At 70.7% G+C, this 22,861-nt stretch carries 23 protein-coding genes; 11 read left to right on the top strand and 12 right to left on the bottom strand.

Annotated elements, in window-relative coordinates; translation table 11 throughout:
- Positions 1–50: 50 nt before the first annotated feature.
- The 4 genes from ACIBF8_RS25380 to ACIBF8_RS25395 all read right to left on the bottom strand — a co-directional run bounded on the left by ACIBF8_RS25380 (position 51) and on the right by ACIBF8_RS25395 (position 4,142).
- A complete protein-coding gene (locus ACIBF8_RS25380; protein ID WP_396786139.1) occupies positions 51–485 on the bottom strand; it encodes a hypothetical protein in 435 nt (144 codons plus the stop codon).
- Positions 482–643 (bottom strand): hypothetical protein, encoded by a 162-nt coding sequence (locus ACIBF8_RS25385; protein WP_396786141.1) that lies wholly within the window; start codon positions 641–643, stop codon positions 482–484. The genes ACIBF8_RS25380 and ACIBF8_RS25385 overlap by 4 nt, the downstream gene beginning before the upstream one ends.
- Positions 644–726: 83 nt before the next feature.
- Positions 727–2,061 (bottom strand): glycosyltransferase family 4 protein, encoded by a 1,335-nt coding sequence (locus tag ACIBF8_RS25390; protein WP_396786143.1) that lies wholly within the window; start codon positions 2,059–2,061, stop codon positions 727–729.
- Between the two features lie 137 nt (positions 2,062–2,198).
- Positions 2,199–4,142, bottom strand: a complete 1,944-nt coding sequence (locus ACIBF8_RS25395; protein ID WP_396786145.1) for an amylo-alpha-1,6-glucosidase — start codon at positions 4,140–4,142, stop codon at positions 2,199–2,201.
- A gap of 42 nt (positions 4,143–4,184) precedes the next feature.
- Between ACIBF8_RS25395 and ACIBF8_RS25400 the strand changes: the two genes are divergently transcribed.
- Positions 4,185–6,893, top strand: coding sequence for an MGH1-like glycoside hydrolase domain-containing protein (locus ACIBF8_RS25400; protein WP_396786147.1), 2,709 nt, complete (start codon positions 4,185–4,187; stop codon positions 6,891–6,893).
- A gap of 188 nt (positions 6,894–7,081) precedes the next feature.
- Here ACIBF8_RS25400 and ACIBF8_RS25405 read toward each other — a convergent pair whose 3' ends face one another.
- The gene (locus ACIBF8_RS25405) at positions 7,082–7,459 is read right to left on the bottom strand and encodes a DoxX family protein (RefSeq protein WP_396786149.1); all 378 of its coding nucleotides are present in this window, start codon (positions 7,457–7,459) and stop codon (positions 7,082–7,084) included.
- Between the two features lie 185 nt (positions 7,460–7,644).
- Here ACIBF8_RS25405 and ACIBF8_RS25410 point away from each other — a divergent pair, with 185 nt between their 5' ends.
- Positions 7,645–8,532, top strand: a complete 888-nt coding sequence (locus ACIBF8_RS25410; RefSeq protein ID WP_396786151.1) for an RNA polymerase sigma-70 factor — start codon at positions 7,645–7,647, stop codon at positions 8,530–8,532.
- Between the two features lie 30 nt (positions 8,533–8,562).
- On the opposite strand, the gene ACIBF8_RS25415 is transcribed toward ACIBF8_RS25410, so the two are convergent.
- A complete protein-coding gene (locus ACIBF8_RS25415) occupies positions 8,563–9,780 on the bottom strand; it encodes a low temperature requirement protein A (RefSeq protein ID WP_396786153.1) in 1,218 nt (405 codons plus the stop codon).
- Positions 9,781–9,958: 178 nt separating this feature from the next.
- Here ACIBF8_RS25415 and ACIBF8_RS25420 point away from each other — a divergent pair, with 178 nt between their 5' ends.
- From ACIBF8_RS25420 to ACIBF8_RS25430, 3 genes are all read left to right on the top strand, one after another.
- On the top strand, positions 9,959–10,537 hold the full coding sequence (locus ACIBF8_RS25420; RefSeq protein WP_396786155.1) for a TetR/AcrR family transcriptional regulator: 579 nt from the start codon (positions 9,959–9,961) through the stop codon (positions 10,535–10,537).
- A 128-nt stretch (positions 10,538–10,665) separates the two neighbouring features.
- Positions 10,666–11,376: an HAD family hydrolase gene (locus ACIBF8_RS25425; RefSeq protein WP_396786156.1), complete on the top strand. Its 711-nt coding sequence runs from the start codon at positions 10,666–10,668 to the stop codon at positions 11,374–11,376.
- Positions 11,377–11,777: 401 nt separating this feature from the next.
- Complete coding sequence (locus ACIBF8_RS25430; protein ID WP_396786158.1) at positions 11,778–12,557, top strand: L,D-transpeptidase; 780 nt, start codon at positions 11,778–11,780, stop codon at positions 12,555–12,557.
- Between the two features lie 7 nt (positions 12,558–12,564).
- Here the strand turns inward: ACIBF8_RS25430 and ACIBF8_RS25435 are convergent, their stop codons facing one another.
- The 5 genes from ACIBF8_RS25435 to ACIBF8_RS25455 all read right to left on the bottom strand — a co-directional run bounded on the left by ACIBF8_RS25435 (position 12,565) and on the right by ACIBF8_RS25455 (position 15,224).
- On the bottom strand, positions 12,565–12,840 hold the full coding sequence (locus ACIBF8_RS25435) for a hypothetical protein (protein WP_396786160.1): 276 nt from the start codon (positions 12,838–12,840) through the stop codon (positions 12,565–12,567).
- 47 nt (positions 12,841–12,887) lie between these two features.
- Positions 12,888–13,319: a hypothetical protein gene (locus ACIBF8_RS25440; protein ID WP_396786162.1), complete on the bottom strand. Its 432-nt coding sequence runs from the start codon at positions 13,317–13,319 to the stop codon at positions 12,888–12,890.
- Positions 13,320–13,506: 187 nt separating this feature from the next.
- Positions 13,507–14,211 carry a VOC family protein gene (locus ACIBF8_RS25445; RefSeq protein WP_396786164.1) on the bottom strand — a complete coding sequence of 235 codons (705 nt, stop codon included), beginning with the start codon at positions 14,209–14,211 and terminating at the stop codon, positions 13,507–13,509.
- A 36-nt stretch (positions 14,212–14,247) separates the two neighbouring features.
- Entirely contained in the window at positions 14,248–14,430 is a 183-nt protein-coding gene (locus tag ACIBF8_RS25450) for a DUF397 domain-containing protein (RefSeq protein WP_396786246.1), read from the bottom strand.
- A complete protein-coding gene (locus ACIBF8_RS25455) occupies positions 14,424–15,224 on the bottom strand; it encodes a helix-turn-helix domain-containing protein (RefSeq protein ID WP_396786166.1) in 801 nt (266 codons plus the stop codon). The genes ACIBF8_RS25450 and ACIBF8_RS25455 overlap by 7 nt, the downstream gene beginning before the upstream one ends.
- 277 nt (positions 15,225–15,501) lie before the next feature.
- Here ACIBF8_RS25455 and ACIBF8_RS25460 point away from each other — a divergent pair, with 277 nt between their 5' ends.
- Positions 15,502–15,756 (top strand): flavin reductase, encoded by a 255-nt coding sequence (locus tag ACIBF8_RS25460; RefSeq protein ID WP_396786168.1) that lies wholly within the window; start codon positions 15,502–15,504, stop codon positions 15,754–15,756.
- Positions 15,757–15,774: 18 nt separating this feature from the next.
- On the opposite strand, the gene ACIBF8_RS25465 is transcribed toward ACIBF8_RS25460, so the two are convergent.
- A complete protein-coding gene (locus tag ACIBF8_RS25465) occupies positions 15,775–15,972 on the bottom strand; it encodes a hypothetical protein (protein WP_396786170.1) in 198 nt (65 codons plus the stop codon).
- Positions 15,973–16,317: 345 nt separating this feature from the next.
- Here ACIBF8_RS25465 and ACIBF8_RS25470 point away from each other — a divergent pair, with 345 nt between their 5' ends.
- The 5 genes from ACIBF8_RS25470 to malQ all read left to right on the top strand — a co-directional run bounded on the left by ACIBF8_RS25470 (position 16,318) and on the right by malQ (position 22,856).
- A complete protein-coding gene (locus ACIBF8_RS25470) occupies positions 16,318–17,604 on the top strand; it encodes an ABC transporter substrate-binding protein (RefSeq protein WP_396786172.1) in 1,287 nt (428 codons plus the stop codon).
- Positions 17,601–18,575 carry a carbohydrate ABC transporter permease gene (locus ACIBF8_RS25475; protein WP_396786174.1) on the top strand — a complete coding sequence of 325 codons (975 nt, stop codon included), beginning with the start codon at positions 17,601–17,603 and terminating at the stop codon, positions 18,573–18,575. Before ACIBF8_RS25470 ends, ACIBF8_RS25475 begins: the two co-directional genes overlap by 4 nt.
- Position 18,576: 1 nt before the next feature.
- A complete protein-coding gene (locus tag ACIBF8_RS25480; protein WP_363610435.1) occupies positions 18,577–19,413 on the top strand; it encodes a carbohydrate ABC transporter permease in 837 nt (278 codons plus the stop codon).
- 10 nt (positions 19,414–19,423) lie between these two features.
- A complete protein-coding gene (locus ACIBF8_RS25485) occupies positions 19,424–20,632 on the top strand; it encodes an ABC transporter ATP-binding protein (RefSeq protein ID WP_396786176.1) in 1,209 nt (402 codons plus the stop codon).
- Positions 20,633–20,816: 184 nt separating this feature from the next.
- Entirely contained in the window at positions 20,817–22,856 is a 2,040-nt protein-coding gene (malQ, locus tag ACIBF8_RS25490; RefSeq protein WP_396786178.1) for a 4-alpha-glucanotransferase, read from the top strand.
- The last annotated feature ends 5 nt before the right edge of the window (positions 22,857–22,861 follow it).

A 22,861-nucleotide genomic window follows, 5' to 3' on the forward strand; every position in this document is an offset into this window, starting at 1 on the left:
GCCTCGATCCACGCCGGACGGTAGTGCGGATCATGGCCATACGGTGCTGGTCAGCGGGGTGGTCGGAAACTCTCTCGCACGGTTTCCCAGTCGGCCGTGGCCGCGGTCCAGTCGCCGTCCCGGGTGATCCACCCGAGCGTCCAGCGGTTGGCGTCGACGATCTGTTGCCGGGCGCGCAGCCGGTTGCCGTGCGGTGTCCGCCAGCGGCTCTCCCACTCGGCCCCGCCGCCGCTCTCGGTGAGTCGGATCTCGTCGTACTCCGGCAGGGACCCCGCCTCGACCGCCGCGTCGCGGGCGGTCCGCAGCCGCTGCAGGGGATCGGCGGCACCGCCCTCGGCGACGCTGAAGGCCCGAAGGGTCGCCGGGTCCTGGAAGCACGCCACTCCGTCGTCCCGGGAGGTCAGCCGCGTGGCCGGTACGGAGACCCGGAAGCCGGCGGCATCCGCGTACCAGACCCCAGCCGGGTGGTGGCCGGAACTCTTCACCGGCGGCCGGGTGCGGGACGGGACGGGACGTACTCCATCACGATCCACGGGTTGCCGTCGACCGCGACGACGTCGTAGAGCCGGACCACGGCGGGGTGGTTGAGCCGGGCCCCGCGACCCACCAGGTCGAGCAGCCGGTACCGACCGGCGATCAGCACCTGTGCATGCTCCTCCTCAGCCGCTGTCCGGGCTACACCCTAACCAGCGGATCGGAGGTCACCTATCGGTCGTCCGACTCGGCTCAACAGGCGGCGTGGTCGGCGGTGGCGAGCAGATTTCCTTCCGGGATGGCGATTCGGGTCCGTCCGCCGGCGAGTCGGGCGGCGGCCCGTCGGGCCTGCACCGGGCTGTGCTCGCGACGAGCGGCGGCGTAGCTGGCGGCGGTGCGGGCCGCGATGGTGGCCCAGCCGTACCGCTCGCCGACCATCGTGCGGGCCCGCCGGGCGACCCGCCGGGCGAAGACCTCGTCGCCGAGCAGTTGACCGACCGCGCCGGCGAGCGCGTCCGGGTCGCTGTGCGGGAACGTCACCCCGGTCACGCCCGGTTCGACGATCTCGGCGAGGCCGCCGGTGCGGGCCACGGCGAGGGGCGCCCCGGCGGCCGCCGCTTCCAGCGCCACCATGCCGAACGGCTCGTAGAGGCTGGGCACCACTGTCGCGTCGGTGGCGCCGAGCATGGCCGGTAGTTGGGTGGAGTCGAGGAAGCCGGTGAACCGGACGGTCGAGCTGAGTGCCAGCCTCCGGGTCTCCGCCTCCAACTCCGGGCGGTACGGGCCGTCGCCGGCGATCACCACGCGCAGCCCGGGGTGCTGTTCGCGCAGCCGGGGCACGGCGTGCACCAGGTGCTGGACGCCCTTCTCGTAGACCAGCCGCCCGGCGTACCCGACCAACGGGCCGTCCCCGGCGAACCGTGCCCGGGCCGACGCGACCGCACGGGGACGGGCCCGCCAGGCCCGGTCGTCGACCCCGTTGGGCACCACGTCGACCTGGCTGGCCGGTACGTCGAACAGCGCGGTCACCTGGTCACGCATGTAACCGGAGCAGGTGATCACTCGAATGGAAGAGTCGCTGAGCCAGTGCTCGACGCCGTGGATGGTGCGGTTCATCTCCTCCGGCAGCCAGCCCTGGTGCCGACCGGCCTCGGTGGCGTGCATGGTGGTGACCAGGGGGAGGTCCAGGTGCTCGGCCAGGGTGACAGCCGTGTGCGCGACGAGCCAGTCGTGGGCGTGGATGACGTCGTAGGCGCCGGCCTGGGTGGCGCGTAGGGCGGTGCGGGTGAGGGTGTGGTTGAAGGCCATGGTCCAGGCCAACAGGGAGCTGGTGGCGAGCGGGAAGGTGACCGGGTCCTCCGGGGCGCGCAGGATGCGCACGCCGTCGGCGTATTCCTCCAGGGGCGCGCCGTCGCTGTGCCGGGTGACGACGGTGACCTCGTGGCCGGCGGCGGCGAGGGCGACGGAGAGGGCGTGCACGTGTCGGCCGAGGCCGCCGACCAGCACCGGCGGGTACTCCCAGGAGAGCATCAACACCCGCAGCTGTCGGGCGGGGTTGATGTCGATCACGTGGGCATCGAGTGACATGCGGCCCCCTTTGAGTTGTCCCCGGGCGCGCGCCGACCGACACCGGAATCGATGTCGCCGTCGCGTCTGGATCGAGGCCAATCCTGCCGGGATCGCGATAACCAGCGGCGACACCACCGTTGCGGTCGTGTAAAGCGCTACTGGCCCTTTCGACGCACCCGCAGCAGCTCGGCCACCGACCATGCCTGGAACGGGCAGCCGGTCGCGGTGTGCGGCGCCAGGCCATCGGCCGTCTCGCTCACCGAGCCTATCCCAAATTCCATCAAATGGGCCTCAATGCCGACGAATACGTCATCGACTGACATCTTTCCTCGGCGGGCGGCGTCCACGTACGGGCCGAGCAGCCACGGCCAGACGGTGCCCTGGTGGTAGCCCCCATCCCGGTCGGCCGGGCCACCCCGGTGCCGGCCCACGAACTCCGTCGAGTCCGGGGCGAGGCTGCGCGGCCCGAGTGGGGTGAGCAGCCCGCCCGCGATCCGGCGCAGCACGGCCTCGTCCGGCTCCATCGGCGCGTACGGCAGCGACCAGGCCAGCAACTGGTTGGGGCGCAACGCGTCGTCGTCGTGCAGGGCGGCTCCACCCAGGGGGTACGCCGGCGCGGGCGCGTCCAGCACGTCGTGCAGCCACCCGGTCGGGGCCGGGAAACGCTCCCGGAACGAGGCGGTGGCCCGCCCATGGAGTCGCCACAGCTCGGCCGCGTCCTGCCCGGCCAGCTCGGTCAGCTCCGCGAGCCCGGCCAGCCCGTTGATCCACAACGCGTTGACCTCGACCGGCTTGCCGGTACGTGGGGTGACCGGCACCCCGTACACCCGGGCGTCCATCCAGGTCAACGCGGTGCCGGCGGCGCCCTGGGTGAGCAGCCCGTCGGCCGGGTCGACGCGGATCCCGTAGCGGGTGCCGGCCGCGTGGGCGTCGATCACCGCGCGCAGGGCGGGCAGCAACTCGTCGCCGAGGTCGGTGTCGCCGGTGACGGTGACGTGCCGGCTCACCGCGTGCAGGAACCACAGCGTGCCGTCGACGGTGTTGTACTCCACCCGGCCGGTGTCGGCCGTGTTGGCGAGCATCCCCTCGGACAACGTCGCCGCGTACGCCCGCAGCAGTTCCCGCCCCTCGTCGGCCCGGCCGGTGCAGAGGAACAACCCCTCGTACGAGATCATCGTGTCCCGCGACCAGGCCCCGAACCACGGGTAGCCGGCCACCACGTCCACCGCCGCCTGGTTGGTGCGCACCACGAACGCGTCGGCGGCCAGCGCCAGGGTTGCCTCCACGTCGTCGGCCGGCTTCGCCGTCTCCACCACCTGCCGGTTGCGTCGCCGGGCCGTCGCCACGATCTCCTCCGCCGGCATCGGCTCCACGTCGAGCGGCGCGGCCCAGGCCCGCACCGACACCGTGTCGCCGGGGCGTTCCAGCTCGCCGGAGAAGCGGCCCGCGCACCAGAGGTCCTCGTCCGGGTGTAGACCCCGGTTGGCCTCCTCGCGGTGGTGCACGCCCAGCCACCACTGCCCCTCGGGCGCCCAGCCCGGCCCGGCGAGCCGGTACGCGCCCTCGACCACCGCGCCGTCGGCCACCGACTCGACCTGCGGCGTCGGGCCGTCGGCCCGCCGTTCGCCGTGGGCGTCCCGCCAGGTGCAGGCGGCCGACAGCTCCAGCCGGACGGGACCACCGGCGACCAGCCGGTGCACCACCGCGACGCAGGAGCGGCCGGGCAGCATGGCCAGCTCCCGTTCGATCACCACGGCGCCGATCCGCCACCGCCACCGGGGCAGCCCGTCGATCAGGTCGAAGCGCTCCAACAGCTCGAAGCCGCGCGGATCCACGTCGCCGGAGGCCCACTCGTGCGCGCCGAGGCGCACCCGCGCGCCGGACGGCAGGGTGACCGCCGGGTCGAGGCTGACCAGTCCCACCTGGCGGGAAGCTGGCGTTTCGCCGGGGACCACCAACAGACCGTGGTAGCGGCGGGTCCGCAAGCCCCCGGCCGTGCCCATCGCGTACCCGCCGAGGCCGTCGGGGACCAGCCACTCCCGGCTGGCGGCGCTGGTCAGATCGCCGCAGACCTGCGGGCCGAAGTGAATGTCGATCAACTTTCCTCCACCGGCGGCAACGTGTAACACGCCACGACGAGAATGGCCGCTGTGGTCAAGTACCGCGGCGACGTCAAAGATGTGCACGTGATCACTGACCGATCGTCCTCCGACGCCTCGCCAGCCGACGCTGAGCGGCTCCGGCTCGCCCAGGCCGACTCGGGGGAGCAGGACTGGCGTGCATGGGGTCCCTATCTGTCCGAACGGGCGTGGGGGACGGTACGGGAGGACTACAGCGAGCACGGTACGGCCTGGGACTACTTCCCGCATGACCACGCGCGGTCCAGAGCCTACCGGTGGAATGAAGACGGGATGGCCGGCGTCTGCGACGAACGACAGACCTTCGCGTTCGCTCTCGCCCTCTGGAACGGCAAGGACCCGATCCTCAAGGAGCGGATGTTCGGCCTCGGCGGCGACGGCGGCAATCACGGCGAGGACGTCAAGGAGTACTGGTGGTACGAGGACTCCACGCCCACCCACTCCTGGATGCGGTGGCGCTACCACTACCCGCAGGCGGCCTTCCCGTACGACGAACTCGTCGCGGTGAACGCGTTGCGCGGCCGCGACGACACCGAGTACGAGCTGGTGGACACCGGGATCTTCGACGACGACCGGTACTGGGCGGTGACCGTCGACTACGCCAAGGCGTCCCCGACCGACCTCTGCATGGTGGTGACCGTCGCCAACCGGGGCGACCAGGCGGCGACGCTGCACGTGCTGCCCACCCTGTGGTTCCGTAACACCTGGTCCTGGGGTCTGCCCGGCGGCGATCGGATCCCCCGGCTGACCGGGCAGGGCACCCGGCTCGTCGGCGAGCACCGGGTGCTCGGTCAACTGCTGCTGGAGGGCGACGGCGGGCCGGTGCCGCTGCTCTGCGACAACGACACCAACGCCGAACGGCTCTGGGGCCTGCCCGGCCGCTCCCCGTACCCGAAGGACGGCATCAACGACTACGTCGTCAACGGCGCGGCCACGGTCAACCCCGACCGGGAGGGCACCAAGGGCGCGCTGCACTACGTGCTCGACGTGCCGGCCGGTGGGCAGCGCCAGATCCGGCTGCGACTCACCCGCACGGCGTCGCCGCCGGCCGCCGCGCCGCCGCCCCCGGCCGACCTCAGCGAGGGCTTCGAGGCCGTGGTGTGGGCGCGGCGGGCCGAGGCGAACCGGTTCTTCGCCGGAGTGATCCCACCCGCCGCCACGCCCGACGAGGCGCTGGTCGCCCGGCAGGCCATCGCCGGGCTGATGTGGGGCAAGCAGTTCTACCACTTCGACGTCAAACGCTGGCTGGAAGGCGACCCGGGCTCGACACCGCCGCCGGCCGGGCGTCGGCACGGGCGCAACAGCGCCTGGTGGCACATGACCAGCTTCGACGTCATCTCCATGCCCGACCCGTGGGAATACCCCTGGTACGCGGCCTGGGACCTGGCCTTCCATTGCGTGAGCATCGCCCGGGTCGACCCCGGCTTCGCCAAGGAGCAACTGCTGCTCCTGCTCCGCGAGTGGTACCTGCACCCCAACGGCCAGATCCCGGCGTACGAGTGGGCGTTCGGTGACGTGAACCCGCCGGTGCACGCGTGGGCGGCGCTGAAGGTGTTCGAGATCGACGGCGGCCGGGACTACGAGTTCCTGGCCCGGGTGATGCACAAGCTGCTGCTCAACTTCACCTGGTGGGTCAACCGCAAGGACACCGGCGGCAACAACGTCTTCGAGGGCGGCTTCCTCGGGCTGGACAACGTCGGGCCGTTCGACCGCTCGGCGGCGCTGCCGGTCGCCGGGGTGCTGGAGCAGTCCGACGGCACCGGCTGGATGGGCATGTACGCGCTCAACCTGCTGGACATGGCGATCGTGCTCGCCGAACACGACCGGACCTGGGTGGACACCGCCACCAAGTTCTTCGAGCACTTCGCCTACATCGCCGCCGCCGCGTACGAGCAGGGGCTGTGGGACGACGAGGACGCCTTCTTCTACGACGTGCTGCGCCTCGCCGACGGCACGAAGGTGCCGCTGAAGGTCCGCTCGGTGGTCGGGCTGCTGCCGTTGGCGGCCACCACCCGGCTCACCGCGAAGACCCTGCACCGCCTGCCGGAGCTGGGCGCCCGGTTGCGCTGGTTCCTCACCAACCGCCCGGAGTACGCCCAGGTGATCGGCACCCGGCGGCTGGGCCCGGACGGCCGGCAGCAGCGGCTGCTGTCCATGGTCGGCCCGGAGCAGGTGGTCCGCCTGCTGGCCCGGATGCTCGACCCCGACGAGTTCCTCTCCGACTTCGGCCTCCGTACGCTGTCCCGCGCGCACCTGGACAAGCCGTTCTCGGTGACCCTCGGCGGGCAGGAGTTCTCCGTCGGCTACGAGCCGGCCGAGTCGACCAGCGGACTGTTCGGCGGCAACTCGAACTGGCGCGGTCCGATCTGGATGCCGACGAACTTCCTGCTGATCAGCGCGCTGCGGGACTACGCGGCGTTCTTCGGCGACGACCTCCAGGTGGAGTACCCGACCCGCTCCGGGGTGAAGCGCACCCTGGACGAGATCGCCGACGACCTCTCCGCCCGGCTGATCGCGCTCTTCACCCAGGACGACTGGGGTCGACGGCCGATCTACGGCGCCTGCCAGCTCTTCCAGACCCACCCGGACTGGCGGGATCTCGTCGCGTTCCCCGAGTACTTCCACGGCGACAACGGGGCCGGCCTGGGCGCCTGGCACCAGACCGGCTGGACGGCCCTGGTCGCCGACCTGATCATCACCCTGCGTCGCTGACCGCTCGCCCGCCCCGCCCACCCGCCGCACCGGTCAGCCCGCCCCGCCCGCAAGATCCGCGCAACTTCACCGATGTTGCTGCCTCAGGGCCGCCGGAGGCAGCAACATCAGCCGACGTGGACGATCAGCTTGCCGTCTCTGGGGTGCGCCCCCACGTAGACGAACCCCGGGTCGAACAGGGTCAGCTGTCAGAAGGATTCGGGTCCGAGTCGACCCCAGGCCACGAAGGCGGCCAGCGCGAGATAGATCAGATTCAGCCCGATGAACTTCGCCTCGTCATGGCGCAGGTGGGTGATCATCGCGCCGACCATCAGCAGAACCCAGCAGATGGCGGTCACCGGCACCAGCACCGGTGCGATGTCCAGCACGGCGGGCAGGATGAGACCGACCGCGGCCAGGAGTTCGAGGACCCCGAGGGTCTTGACGAAGCCGACGCTGGCACTGTCCGTCCACCCTCCGCCGTTGATCGCGGCCAACTTCTCTTTGGGTACGAATATCTTGGTGACGCCGCCGGTCAAGGCGACTGCGGCCAGCAGTCCGGCCACGATCCACAGGGCCAGGTTCATGAGCTTTCCTCCATGTCAGGTCGTACAGAAGACACCGGCGGCCGGTGCGCTGTGACAGCTCGGCACGTGACGTGGCGCACGGGGGATCGGTGTCACAGGAAGCGGGCGGCCGGTGTCTGGTGCGCGACGCGGTCGAGCTCGGCGAGACTGAAGGACACCTGGATGTTGGGGGCGGAATCATGAGTGTGGACGGCCATGGAGACCTCGCTGTCGATGCCTTCGTCACCCACCGAAACCTGCTCTTCACCGTCGCGTACGAGCTGCTCGGCTCGGCCGCCGACGCGGAGGACGTACTCCAGGAGACCTGGCTGCGGTGGGCGGACGCGGATCTTGCGGCGGTGCGGGATCAGCGCGCCTACCTGGTCCGGATCACCACCCGACTGGCGCTCAACCGGCTCCGGGCGGTCGGCCGGCGCAGGGAGTCGTATGTCGGCTCCTGGCTACCGGAGCCACTGCTGACCGCACCCGACGTCGCCGATGATGTCGAACTCGCCGAGAGTGTCTCGATGGCGATGCTGCTGGTGCTGGAGACGCTCGCGCCGACCGAGCGGGCGGTGTTCGTGCTTCGCGAGGTCTTCGATCTGGCGTACGACGAGATCGCCGAAGCGGTCGACAAGAGCCCGGCGGCGGTCCGTCAGATCGCCCACCGGGCGCGGGCGCACGTCGCCGCGCGGCGGCCCCGTGGGAGGGTTTCTCCGGCCGAGAGCCGGCGGGTGCTGGAGGCGTTTCAGGCGGCGCTGGAGACCGGCGACGTGCAGGGTCTGCTCGACGTGCTCGCGCCGGACGTGGTGCTCCTCGGCGACGGCGGCGGGATCAGACCGGCGGTGCTGCGGCCGGTCGCCGGGGCCGACAAGGTGGCCCGCCTGTTGTCCGCCACCCACCTCAGGGTCGCGACCATGGCGCTGCACCCAGCCCAGGTCAACGGTCACCCGGCGCTGATTCTGCGACTCGACGGCGCGCTCGACACAGTCCTCACGCTGCGAATCGACGACGGCCTCGTCAGCGGGGTCTATGCCGTGCGCAATCCCGAGAAGTTGTCGCACCTGCGACGTGAGACCGCGCTGCGCCGTTGACGGCCGGCCCGCCAGCGCCGCCCACGGAAGTTAGAACGGCGGCGAGGGTGTCTCCGGTGGGTGCCGGTGCGAGCGTCGGGTGTCCGCGCCAGCGACGCCGAGCAACACCACAGCGGCGGCGGCGCCCGCGGTGAGCGGGTCGACGTGCAGCCTCACCGGTGTCAGCAGGACGAGGGTCAGCAGGATGAGGGCTAGCAGGCCGGCTATCCGGGACCGGGAGACCCGGCCGAAGACCTCGTACTCGAGGGTCGCCCGTCCGGCCAGGAAGAGCGCCGGGCCGCCGAAGATGGCGAGGAGCCAGGTCGCCGGGAGGTGCCCGAGCGGCTCGGCGATGAACAGCTCGAAGCCGACGCCGGTCAGCACGATCCCCGCGATCATGATCATGTGGGCGAACGCCATGTCGGTCGCGAGCCGGGCCGGGTCGCGGGAGCGGTCGACGGCAGTGCCCAGCATCCCACCCGCCACGTGGAAGTAGATCCGCCAGAGCAGGACGGTGCTCGCCAGCGCCAGGACGAACCCACCGGTCTGGTCGGTGTGGAACTCGCTGCCGCTGAAGGCGAGCCCGATGACGAAGATCGCTTCGCCGAGCGCGATGAGCAGGAACTGTTGGTACCGCTCGGCCAGGTGCTCGGCCGCGATCATCTGGACGCCGATTCGTCGCGCGCCGAGTCGGGGGGTCGGCCAGCCGAGGAAAAGCCCGATGTAGTCGATCAGCACGGCGACGGTCCAGAGTGCCCCGCGAACCCGCCCGTCGTCGACCAGCCCGCCGACGACCCAGAGCGGTGTGCTCAGGCCGAACCAGAACAGAATCCGGATGGACTGGTACGGATCCGGCCGGCCGTGCCCGGCGACGTGGAAGTACACCACCCGGCCGATCTGGAGGGTCACCAGGGTGATGGCGAAGAGTGCGGCCCGCGCGCCGAAGGCGTCGGGCACCGCGACGGCCATCGTCATGGCGCCGACCACCGTCATGATGATGACGGTCTGGACGACCGGCGCCTCCGGGTCCAGCCAACTGGTCGACCAGACCGTCACCGACCAGACCGCCCACAAGGCCAGGAACAGCAGCAGGGCCTGGCCGAGGCCCGCGTAGACGCCGCGCTGGCCGTCGGTGAAGTCGACGATCAGCCGGGCGGAGATCCGGGTCAGGGCGAAGACGAAGACCAGGTCGAGGAACAGCTCCAGGAAGGTTGCCCGCTGGCGGGTGGCGTCGTCGCGAAGCAGCCGGTCGCTGCGCTGTTCTCTCATCGGCCCGCCCCGCATCGGTGCCGTCGAACGGCCACGTGCCCTCCCGTCGCGGTGATTTCCTCGCCTAACGAGCCAGGGGGCCGCTCTGGCACGTGGGGAGAGGCGGCGAGGCAACCACAACAGTCACCAATCCGTCACCTGACAGCTACGGCGGGTGTACGCCCTTACGCTCGTGTGCGTGCCCGGACCTGCCGAGAAGGCCATTGAACAGGACCGGCGTGACCTGCTTGTCACGGTTGCGCGGGAGCTGGCCGAGGCGGAGGGCTGGGCGGGGGTGACCACCCGACGGCTCGCCGAACGTACCGAGATCGACATGGGCGACATCTATCGGCACTTCCCGGATCTGGAGGCGCTGATCGCCGCCGTCGCGGTGTGCGCCTTCGCCGATCTGGCCGCCGATCTCGCGGAGGCGCACGCGGAGACCGTCGGCAGCCCCGAGGGGATCTGGTCGGCGGTCGCGACCGCGTACCTCGACTTCGCGTACACCAATCCGGAGGTCTATGACGCGATGCTCGCGCTGACCCCCGACCTGGCCCTCGGCGTGGATGGCGTGCCGGCCGCGCCGCGGGCGGTCTTCGCGGAGCTGCGGGCGGCGCTGACCCCGCTGGCCGAGGGCCGGGACCCGGACACCCTCGCCGAGGTGGGCTGGAGCCTGCTGCACGGCGTGGTGATGCTCACCCGTGGTGGTCGGCTCCGGCCCGAGGGGCAGGAGGAACGCGAGGCGCTGATCGCGCAACGGCTGCTGCGCTGGCCGTGACCACGCCGCCGCAGCCGATCGTGCTCAATCAGGCCAGGCGGTTCACGAAAATCCGGAAGATCTCACCTCCGCCTCCCGCCTATCCTGTCCCTCAGTCTTCCAGGCAGCGGGCACGGGGAGGGGATGCTATGACGGTCGCCGAGGAGGCGCGGCGGCAGGCGCGGGTGTTGATCTTCGACGCGGACGACACGTTGTGGGAGAACAACGTCGTCTTCGAGCGGGTGATCGACGACTTCTTGAGCTGGTTGAACCACCCCACTCTGGACCGGGCCGAGCTGCGGAGCGTCCTCGACGACATCGAGCGGGCCAACGCGGTGGCACACGGGTACGGCAGCAAGGTCTTCCTGCGAAGTCTGGCCGAGTGCCTGGAGCGGCTGCGTGAGCGGCCAGCCACCGACTCCGAACGCCAGGAGATCGACCGACTGGCGGTGGCCCTCGTCGAGCACAAGGTGGAGCTGATGCCCGGGGTGGCCGACGCGCTCGACGAGCTGGCCGGCCGGCACGAGTTGCTGCTGCTGACCAAGGGCGACAGGGAGGAACAGCAGCGCAAGCTGGACGCCTGCGGCCTGCTGCACCACTTCGGTGCGGCGCACATCGTGGCCGAGAAGAACGTGGACACGTACCGGTGGCTCGTGCAGGAGCACGGCTTCGCGCCGGCCGACGCGTGGATGATCGGCAACTCCCCGAAGTCCGACATCCTGCCGGCGCGGGCGGCCGGGTTGAACGCCGTGTTCATTCCGAACGCGAACACGTGGGTGCTGGAGGACGACGAGCTGGACCCGACCGACGGGGGAGTGCTGCGGCTCGCCGCGTTCCCCGACCTGCTGCGGCACTTCTGACCGTACGAAGCCAAACAGCGCCGGCGATCATGGTCGCGTTACGCCGAGATGCCTGATTTTCATCGTGAGATCAAGTCCCGTCATCGGCCTCGGACCTGGCTTGTCCGGCCGGTCGGAGCCTGCCTAACCTGTGCCGGCGTTCACGGCTCGGGGTGTGCCGGGGGCGCGGCGGCGTTCGACGGGTGAGCACCGTGGAGCTGAGTGCGGAGTGGCCGGCTCTGCCCGGTCTCGCGTGGCGTGCCACGCCCGCGCGGCGGGGTGCCGGAGCTGTCCGCTCCCCGGTCGGACAGCCGTGGGTCAGGGCCGGGTAGTTGCGGACCCGGCCCTGACCCGGTCCGCGAATCGTGCAACGCGGCGAGCGGGGGCAGACCGCACGCCGGGTCGACTGTCAGGATGACGGAATGAAGCGCAGATCCCTCCTGCTCGGCACCGCGGCGGGCCTGGCGGCGCCGACCCTGCTCGCCCCGACGGCGCCCGCGTTCGGTGCCACCTCTCCGCCGGCCTGGGGCATCGCGCCGGCGCCACACCCCACCGGGCCGTTGCCGCGGCACAACCTGGCCGCCCGGTTGACCACCCTGCCGACGCAGACCCGGCAGGTCATCGTCGTCGGCGCCAGCAGCTACTCCACCACCTACGCCCGACTGGAGACGTACGTGCGGGTGCAGGACCGCTGGCAGCCGGCGTCGGCGTCGTTGCCGGCCCGGATCGGCTCGAAGGGCTTCAGCGACAACCACGTGGAGGGTGTGCCGACCACGCCCACCGGTGTCTACTCGATCGGCCCGACCATGTACGGCATCGCCGCCAACCCGGGCGTGCGATACCCCTACCACCGGCTGGTCAGCGGCGACTGGTGGAACGAGAACCCGGCGTCCTCGCTCTACAACACCTTCCAGCACAGCACGACGAGCCCGGGCGGGGCCAGCGAGGCGCTGTGGAAGGAGGTCCCCGCGTACACGCACTTCGCGGTGATCACCTACAACATGGCGCCGAACGTGCCGAAGCCGGTGCCGAACGCGGGCAGCGGGATCTTCCTGCACGAGTTCAGCAGCAGCGGTGGCAACGCCACCGCCGGCTGCGTCTCACTCGCACACAATCACCTGGTCGATGTGCTCAACTGGCTGGACCCGGCGCTGTCGCCGCGCATCGTGCTCAGCCCGTACGACCAGCTCAGCCGATACTGACGAATGCTCAGCCGGCCTCGCGCCGGACGATCGCCACCGCCACGCGGCAGAACTCGTCCATGTCCGGGTTGAAGCGGGCCGCGATGTCGGGATGCAACCCGGAGCGGGTCTCCTCCAACAGTCGCTGGCAGACCTGCTCGACCGGCTCGCCGGCGTAGCCGGCGCGGACCCGGTCGGTGGCCGCCTGAAGCGCCGAGGTCAGCTGCTCCTCCAGCGGGCCTTGCAGCTTCTGCTGCACAGGGTCGAGCCCGCGGGGGTCGAGCGTCACATGTGGCTCCGACATCGGTGCTCCCTTCGTCGGCGTCCGCGGTACCCCACCGCGAACGTCGGTCAAACCCCGGTCGGTACGGCGGCGACCCGCACCTGGTATGAGAAGTCCTCCGCCGGCTCCTCGTGGTACGACAGTCGGCGGATCTGCCGGTCGTCGTCGTAGAGGGCGACGTCCACCAGGACGCCGAGGTGGGCGAGGCCGATGTTCGACACTCGCTTCTTGTCCTGCAACACCGCGCAGACGCCGCCGAGCAGGGTGCTGGCGTCGGACGTGCGGTGCCTGGGCGGGCAGCGCAACACCAGGTCGATCTCGATCGGCCCGGGCAGCGGTGTCCAGCCGGTGCGCTGGGCCGCTTCGAGGGCGGCCTGGAGCAGAGTGCGAACCCTCGTCGCCTGCCGATGGCCGGCGGCGAAGATGGACAACGCTTCGGTCTTGACCGGTGGCAGGCCGCTCACCTCGAACGTCAGGGCGAGAGCGCGGGTGTCCTGCACGACGGCACCTCCTCGTTGGGACGATCCTGCCGAACCGGGGGAGCGGCGGTGGGGCGTTCCCGCGATTACCAACCGATCGGGCAGGCGTGGGGTCGGCCGGAGGCGTGTCGACGGCGGCGGCGAACGCGCCGGCTGCGGCGCTACGAAAAACGCTAGCCGACCCGGCCCGCGCTCGGTAGTCGGTCGTTCACCCGGTTGGACGTGGCGCGAAGGCGCAGAACTCGTTGCCCTCGGGGTCAGCCAGCACCCACCACCAGTGCTCCTCGTCGAGCGGCTCCCGCAGCAGCGTCGCGCCCGCCGCGATCAGCGCCATCGGCTCCGGGTCGGCCAATTCGACGTCCCAGTGCAGGCGGTTCTTGACCGTCTTGGGCTCGGGCACCCCGTCGAACACCCAGTACTCCCACGGGAACCCCGCCGCGCCGGCCACCGACGAGGTGGTCGACCCGTGTTCCACGGCGCCGCCGAGCACACCGGCCCACCAGGTCGCCTGCGCGGCCGGGTCGGCCGAGTCCACGACCAGCTCGAACGGGCCCGGTCGGGTGCCCTCGCGCGCCGGGAACGCGCAGAACTGGTTGCCCTCCGGGTCGTCCAACACCCACCAGGTCGCCTCGCCGGCCGGCTCGCGAACCAGCCGCGCGCCGGCCGCGAGCAGCGCCGCCGGCTCCGCGCCGGCCAGGCGCACATCCAGGTGTACGCGGGTCTTGCCGGTCCGCGGCTCCGGCACCTTGTTCACCCAGATCGACTCGGCGTCCGAGCGCGCCGAGCGGGGGTCCACCCGGGTGTCGTCGTCGCCGGCGTCGGCCATGTCACCGTCGAGCATCCGGGCCCAGAAGCCACCGAGCGCGAGCGGGTTGTTGGCGTCCAGACAGAGATCTTTGAAGCGCGCGATCATGGTCCCAGCATGCCTGGTCCGGGCCGTCCCGTGGGCTCAGTGCTGCTTGGCGTACTCGACGAACGCCTTCCAGGCCGTCGGGTCGAGATGCAGGGTGCCGCCGTCGCGGTCCTTGGTGTCGCGTACCAGCACCACGGTCGGCAGGTTGTCGGCGACCTCGACGCAGGAGCCGCCGTTGCCGCCGGACTTGGTCGACTTGCGCCACTGGGGGGTCAGCATGCCCATGACTTCGCCACTTCCTTGATCAGCTCGGTTGACTGCCGGCGGGGGAGCGCCTCGTTCCGCACGATCTCCCACGTCTTCGCCAGCTTAGCGACGTCGGTCGGTGCATCGACGAACTGCGCGGTGAGCTGGTTGTCGGCGTGAGCCACCCGCTCACCGTCGGGCATCTCGGCGATGATGAACTGACCGGCGAGCCCCAGGTACATCCCAGCATCCGTCGGGACGATGTGCACCTGGATATGCTCCGCCGTCGTCAACTGGGCCAGGTGCTCGCACTGCTCGACCATGAGGCCCGGCTGGTCGAGCACCGGCCGGCGCAGCACCGCCTCGTCCAGCACGGCGATGAGCTGCGGCGGGCGCGGGCGGTGCAGGATCGCCTGCCGCTCCAGCCGGGAGGCGACGATCCGGTCCACGTCCTCGGCGTCGAACCGGCCACCGGCCAGGGTGGCGCGGGCGTACCGCTCGGTCTGGAGCAGGCCCGGCACGTACGCCAACTCGAACCAGCGCAGCGTGGTGGCCTCCCGCTCGAACTCGATCCACTCGCGCAGCCAGGCCGGCTCGGCGTCGAGTCGGGCCAACCCGTCCAGCATCCGGAGGAAGCGCCCGCCGGTCTGGTGATGGGTGTCGATCGCCCGCATGTACTCCTTCGTGGGCGGTCGCCCGCCGGTCTCCACCGAGCTGACATGTGAGCCCGAATATCCGATGCCCCGGCCGAAATCGTCCTGGCTGAGCCCGAATCCTGTTCGGAACAGACGCAGTTCCTCCAGCACGTAGTCGGTGACGGCCCCCATCGATTCCCCAATCTCTGCCCAGTGTGGATCGGCGTGTCCCTCAGCGCCGCTCGTCTGCGTCGCTGAGCTGCGCGAATGATGCGAGCACGTATCGACGGTAGTCGCGTGATCACCAAACTGTCACCAGTGGCGGGTTCGCTGGTAGCCGGAATGGCGGCGGCGGGCTCTGCCCTCGGGGTCGCTCCCGTTTCCCCCTTGCGGGAGCGACCCCTCCTCGTCCCGAGGAGGTCGATGTGTTGAGCCCGACAGACCAGCTGCCCGCGGCGCGGTGGCGATGATGGTGGTCCGGCCGCCCGTGCCGCACGTGGCCATGCGCCCGCTGTGGCGGTGCCGCAGCTGCGGCAAGGAGTGGCCCTGCCAGCCGGCCAAGCTCGCCCTGCTGATCGAGTACCGGGCCAGCCGGACCGCGCTGCTGATCTACCTCGGCACCCTCATGCATGAGGCGACGAACCAGCTCACCCAACTCCACCCAGATCATCCACCGGCCCGAATGACCGAGCGCTTCCTCTCCTGGGCGAGGGCCCGGAGCTGACGCTCGGCCCGCCGTGGTTCATCCCGGGAAGTGGATCAGCGGCACCCCGTCGGAGTAGCCGGGCCCCTCGCCGGTGAGCACCGCGGCGTCATGGGTCAGGCCCGCCACGGCGGCGGCCAGGTCGAAGCGGCGGGTCCTGCGCTGCCAGAAGGTCAGCTCCGGCAGGTCCTGCGCACGCTCCGGCAGCAGTGCGCAGGCGGGCGGGGCCAGCAGCACCGTGGCGCCCGCCGTCTCAGCGCTCGATCGACTCGTCTTCCTGAAAGGCGGGGCTTCCCTGGCACGGCAATGGCGCGACTTCCAGGAAGCCGAGTCGATCACGCCCCGTCTGGGCGGTCGGTCCAGGCGGCTGAGTCGATCACGCGCGGCGTCTGGGCGACGGCCGGTGGCTGTGCGCACGCTCGGCGTGACAGCCAGGTTTCGCGACTTCGCGGGTGGGGCAGAGTAGCCGCTACAGAGCATCCGCGCCGGAGTTTCCGCAGCTTACCGGCTCGGAACCGGCTCGCCGTGCGCCGGGGCACGGATGCCCCTCCCCGGTCTTTCGCCGAGGAAAGGGGGAGGGCGATGACGGACCCCGAAACGGCTCGACACCGACGCCGGCCGGTTGTGCGGCTGGGGGCGGCGGCTGCCGCGCTGGCGCTGGTCGCACCGCTGGCCGCGTGCGGCGCGGACGACGACGGCGGCCCAGCGACGATCAACCTGTACTACCCGCCCGAGCAGAACCTGCAGAAGGTCGTCGACGACTGCAACGCGCAGGCCCAGGGACGGTACGAGATCGCCTACCGGGTGCTGCCCCGGCAGGCCGACGACCAGCGGGTGCAGATGGTGCGCCGGCTCGCCGCCGAGGACAGCGGGATGGACCTGCTCGGCCTGGACGTCACCTGGACCCAGGAGTTCGCCAGCGCCGACTGGATCCGCGAGTGGACCGGCCAGGACAGGGCCGAGGTCGAGCAGGGCACCCTCGCCGGGCCGCTGGAGACCGCCCGGTACGAGGACAAGCTGTACGCGGCGCCGAAGAACACCAACGTCCAGCTGCTCTGGTACCGCAAGGACCTGGTGCCGCAGCCGCCGACCACCTGGGACCAGATGATCAGCGCGGCCCAGCAACTCAAGGACCAGGGCAAGCCGTACCAGGTGCTCACCATGGGTGCCCAGTACGAGGGGTTGGTCGTCCTCTACAACACCCTGGCCGAGAGCGCCGGTGGGAAGATCCTCAGCGACGACGGCAAGAAGGCCGTGATGGACGACGGCACGGTCCGGGCGTTGGAGCAGTTGAAGAAGTTCGCCACGTCGGGCGTGACCTCGCCGTCGTTCAGCAACGCCACCGAGGACCCGGTGCGGCTGGAGTTCCAGTCCGGCTCGGGCGCGTTCCAGGTGAACTGGCCGTTCGTCTACCCAGCCCTGCAGGAAGCCAACCCGGAGCTGGCCAAGCAGGTCGGCTGGGCCCGGATCCCGGGCATCGACGAGGGCACCCCCAGCAAGGTCACCATCGGCGGGGTCAACCTGGCGGTCAGCTCCTACTCCAAGCACCCGGAGCAGTCCTTCGAGGCGGCCCGGTGCATCCGCAGCGCCGAGCACCAGAAGTTCTCCGCCATCAACGACGGCGTACCGCCCACCATCGAGGCGGTCTTCGACGACCCGGAGATGACCGAGGCGTACCCGATGAAGGACACCATCCTGGAGGAGCTGAAGGACCCGGCGACACGTCCGCTGACCCCCGCCTACCAGAGCATCTCCACCGTCATGTCGGCGATCCTGTCGCCGCCGTCCGGGATCCGTCCGCAGCAGACCGCCGACGAGCTGCGCGGCGCCATCGCCGACGCCCTCCAGTCGAAGGGGGTCCTGCCATGACCCAGCCCGCCACCACGGAAACCCCCGAGAAGACCGACGGCCGGCGCGCCACCGTTCCCACCCAGCGGGGCGGCCGCGGTAAGCCGCCGTTGAGCGAGAACAAGAAAGCCGAACGCCGGCTCGGCCTGCTGCTCTGCGCCCCGGCCGCGCTGGTCATGATCGGGGTGACCGCGTACCCGATCATCTACTCGGTCTGGCTGTCGTTGCAGCGCTTCGACCTGCGCTTTCCCGACGAGCGTGAGTTCATCGGGTTGGAGAACTACGTCACCGTGCTCACCAACGAGTTCTGGTGGACCGCGTTCGGGGTGACCGCGCTGATCACGGTGGTCACCGTGGCCGTCGAACTCGTGCTCGGCATGGGCTTGGCGATCATCATGCACCGCACCCTGGTCGGTCGCGGCCTGGTCCGGACCTCGGCGCTCATTCCGTACGGGATCGTCACCGTGGTCGCGGCGTTCTCCTGGCGGTACGCCTGGACGCCCGGCACCGGCTACCTGGCCGACCTGTTCAGCGACGGCGCACCCCTCACCGAGCGGGCCAGCTCCCTGGCGATCATCATGCTCGCGGAGATCTGGAAGACCACCCCGTTCATGGCGCTGCTGCTGATGGCCGGGCTGGCACTGGTGCCGGAGGACCTGCTCAAGGCCGCCTCCACCGATGGCGCGACCGCCTGGCAGAAATTCACCAAGGTGATGCTGCCGGTGATGAAGCCGGCGATCCTGGTCGCGTTGCTGTTCCGCACCCTGGACGCGTTCCGGGTCTTCGACAACATCTTCGTGCTGACCGCCGGTGGCAACGAGACGTCCTCGGTGTCGATGCTCGCCTACAACAACCTGCTCCGGGGTCTCAACCTCGGCATCGGCTCGACGATGTCGGTACTGATCTTCATCACCGTGGCGATCATCGCGTTCGTCTTCGTGAAGCTGTTCGGCACCGCTGCCCCCGGCAGCGACGACTCCGAGAGGCGCTGACATGGCTGTCGAAACCACGACCAGGGCAAAGCTGCGCTGGGGTCTGCTCGACGTCCTCGTGGTCGTCTTCGCGCTGGTCCCGGTGCTGTGGATCGCGTCGCTGTCGTTCAAGACACCGGCCACCCTCACCGACGGGAAGTTCATCCCCCGGGAGTGGACGCTGGACAACTACCGGACGATCTTCGACACCGACCAGTTCGTCCGGGCGCTGATCAACTCGATCGGCATCGCGCTGATCGCCACACTGATCGCGGTGGTGCTCGGCGCGATGGCCGCGTACGCGATCAGCCGGCTGGACTTCCCCGGCAAGAAGTTGCTGGTCGGCGTCTCCCTGTTGATCGCGATGTTCCCGCAGGTGTCGCTGGTGTCACCGCTGTTCGAGATCGAGCGTCAGCTCAAGATCTTCGACACCTGGCCCGGGCTGATCCTGCCGTACATCACCTTCGCGCTGCCGCTGGCGATCTACACGCTGTCGGCGTTCTTCAAGCAGATCCCCTGGGACCTGGAGAAGGCCGCGAAGATGGACGGCGCCACCCAGGGGCAGGCGTTCCGGCGGGTGATCGCGCCACTGGCCGCGCCCGGGCTGTTCACCACGGCGATCCTGGTCTTCATCTTCTGCTGGAACGACTTCCTGTTCGCCATCTCGCTGACCTCGACCGAGCGGTCGCGCACGGTGCCGGCCGCCCTGTCGTTCTTCACCGGCGCGTCACAGTTCGAGGACCCCACCGGGGCGATCTGCGCCGCCGCCGTCGTGATCACCGTACCGATCATCCTGTTCGTCCTCTTCTTCCAGCGTCGCATCGTGTCCGGTCTGACCTCCGGCGCAGTCAAGGGATAGGTGAGTAGTCATGGCTGACATCGTGCTGGACAAGGTGAGCAAGAGCTTCCCGGACGGGACCGTCGCCGTGCAGGACGTCGACCTGGAGATCGCCGACGGCGAGTTCGTGATCCTGGTCGGACCCTCGGGCTGCGGAAAGTCCACCACCCTCAACATGATCGCCGGGCTGGAGGACATCAGCTCCGGTGAGCTGCGCATCGCGGGGGAGCGGGTCAACGACAAGGCTCCCCGGGACCGGGACATCGCGATGGTGTTCCAGTCGTACGCGCTGTACCCGAACATGACCGTGCGCGAGAACATGGCGTTCCCGCTGCGGCTGGCGAAACTGGACAAGGAAACCATCAACCAGAAGGTCGACGAGGCGGCGAAGGTGCTGGAGTTGACCTCGCTGCTGGACCGCAAGCCGGCCAACCTCTCCGGTGGCCAGCGCCAGCGGGTGGCGATGGGCCGGGCGATCGTTCGCCAGCCGAAGGCGTTCCTGATGGACGAGCCGCTGTCCAACCTCGACGCCAAGCTGCGGGTGCAGATGCGCACGGTGGTCTCCCGCCTGCAGAAGCAGCTCGGCACCACCACCGTCTACGTCACCCACGACCAGACCGAGGCGATGACCCTCGGCGACCGCGTGGTGATCATGCGCGGGGGCGCGGTGCAGCAGGTCGGGCCACCCCAGGAGCTGTACGACCACCCGCGCAACCTCTTCGTGGCCGGCTTCATCGGCTCGCCGTCGATGAACTTCCTGCACGCCGCCGTGCAGGAAGGCCGGCTGCACACAGCCCTGGGCGACGTACCGCTCGGGGACCGGGTCCGCCGGGAGTTGGAGTCCGCCGACGCGCCCCGCGAGCTGATCCTCGGCATCCGGCCCGAGCACTTCGAGGACGCCGAGTTGGTCGACGACGACACCCGTCGGCGGGGCATGGAGTTCGAGGCGCCGGTGGACATCGTCGAGTCGATGGGCTCGGACAAGTACGTCTACTTCACCGTCGAGGGCGAGAAGGCCAGTGCCGCCGAGTTGGAGGAGTTGGCCGCCGACGCCGGCGCCGCCGACTTCGCCGGTGCCGGCGGCAACCTGGTGACCCGGCTGTCCGCCGAGTCCCCGGTCGCCGAGGGGCAGACGCGGCGGGTCTGGTTCAACCTGGAGAAGATCCACCTGTTCGACCCGGCCACCGGCCGCAACCTGACCCTGCACGAGGGACGGGCCGCCGGAGCGCTCGCCGACTGACGGTCAGCTCGCGCCGATCTTGCAGTTTCGGTTGTCGACATGGGCGGAATTGCCCCTTGCGCCGGGACAGAAAGTGCAAGATCGGCGCGACCGGGGGCGCGGGGCGCGGGGTGGGGCGTGTTCTGCGGGGGGCGGGCCGGCGTGGCAGGGTGGTCGCAGGTCGCGTCGTGAAGCGGGGGACGGGATGAACCGACGACTGGCCGCGCTGGCCAACGCGCACGGTGTTTCCACCTGGTACGAGGATTGGCGGCACCGCCGCGTCGAGGTCGCCCCGGAGACCGTGGTGGGCGTGCTCGGGCTGCTCGGCGTGGACGCCACCAGCCCCACAGCCATCGCCGACGCGTTGGCCGCCGCCCGCGCGGTCGACCGGAACGCCCTGCCGGAGACGGTCGTGCTCACCCACGGCGGCACCCGGGCGTTGCCCGGCCCGGGAGTGGTGACCCTGGAGGACGGTGGCCGTCGCGCGGTCGACCGCGAGCTGCCGGCGGACCTGCCGCTGGGTTGGCACCGGCTGGCCTGCGCCGACCGGGAGGTGACCCTGGTGGTGGTGCCGCCCCGGTTGCCGGTGGCACCCCGCGCCTGGGGATGGATGCTCCAGCTCTACGCGCTCACCTCGGAGCGCTCGTGGGGCATGGGCGATCTCGGCGACCTCGCCGACTTCACCGGGTGGGCCGGTGCCACCGGTGCCGGGCTGGTGCTGCTCAACCCGCTGCACGCGGTCGGGCCGGCGCACCCGGTCGCCACCTCACCGTATTCGCCCGCCAGTCGACGCTTCGTCAACCCGCTCTACCTGCGGGTCAGCGACACCGCCGCGTACCGTGCGGCGGACCCGGCGACCCGTGCGGTGGTCGACGCGTTGCGCCCCGACCGGGGCCCGCTGATCGACTACGACGAGGTGTGGGCCGCCAAGCGACACGCCCTGGAGTTGCTGCACCCGTACGCCGAGCCGGTGGATCTCGCCGCGGACCCGGCGCTGGCCAGTTTCGCCACCTGGTGTGCGCTGGCCGAGCGACACGGCAACGACTGGCGTGCCTGGCCGGCGGAGCTGCACCACCCCGATGCCCCGGCGGTCGCCGAGCAGCGTCGGCACCTCGCCGACCGGGTCGCCTTCCACGCCTGGCTGCAACGCCTGTGCGACGAGCAGCTCGACGCCGTCACGGCGGCGGCCCGGTCGGCGGGGATGCCGGTCGGCGTCGTACACGACCTGGCCGTCGGCATCGACCCGGGCGGCGCGGACGGTTGGCAGCTCGCCGACGTGCTGGCCCAGGGTGTGCGGGTCGGCGCACCGCCGGACGACTTTAACCAGCTCGGCCAGGACTGGGGGCTCGCCGCGTGGCGCCCGGACCGGCTCGCTGCCACCGGGTACGCGGCCTACCGGGACATGCTGCGCCGGGCCCTGCGGCACGCGGGCGGCCTGCGGGTCGACCACGTCGCCGGCCTGTGGCGACTGTGGTGGGTGCCGCCGGGCGGCGGGGCGGCTCAGGGCACCTACGTGCGCTACGACGCCGAGGCGATGCTCGGCATCCTCGCCCTGGAGGCGCACCGGGCCGGCGCGGTGGTGATCGGTGAGGATCTCGGTACGGTCCAGCCGGCGGTGACCCGAGGATTGCGCGCGCGCAACATGCTCGGCTCGACCGTGCTGTGGTTCGCCCGCGACGACGACGGCGACTTCGTCCCACCGGCCCGGTGGCCGCGCAACGCGCTGGCCACCATCTCCACCCACGACCTGCCGACCGCGCCCGGTTTCCTGACCGGCGAGCAGGTGCGGGTACGCGACGAGTTGAAGCTGCTCAGCACCGATACGGCGGTGGAGCGGGCCCGCGCCGCCGCCGATCGGGAGCGGCTGCTCGGCATGCTGCGCGCCGAGAACCTGCTGCCCGAGCCGACACTGCAGCTACCGACCGTGACTGTCGCCTCCGGGGGTGCAGAGCAAAGGACGGATGCCGGTGCGACAGCGGCGCCCGACGACGGCGAGGTGGTGGTGGCGATGCACGCCGCGCTCGCGGCGAGCCCGACCCGGCTGCTCGGCGTGTCCCTCTACGACGTGCTGGGCGAGGTACGACAGCCCAACATGCCCGGCACCGTGGACGAGTACCCGAACTGGAGGCTGCCGCTGCCGGCCACCGTGGCGCAGATCTGCGAGGACCCCCGGGTGACCCGGATCGTCGATCTGCTCAGCGCCGCCCGCCCACGGCCGGCCGACCCGACACCACCCAGCCGGTGACGCCG

This window comes from Micromonospora sp. NPDC050276 (genome assembly GCF_044459545.1).
Taxonomy (GTDB): domain Bacteria; phylum Actinomycetota; class Actinomycetes; order Mycobacteriales; family Micromonosporaceae; genus Micromonospora.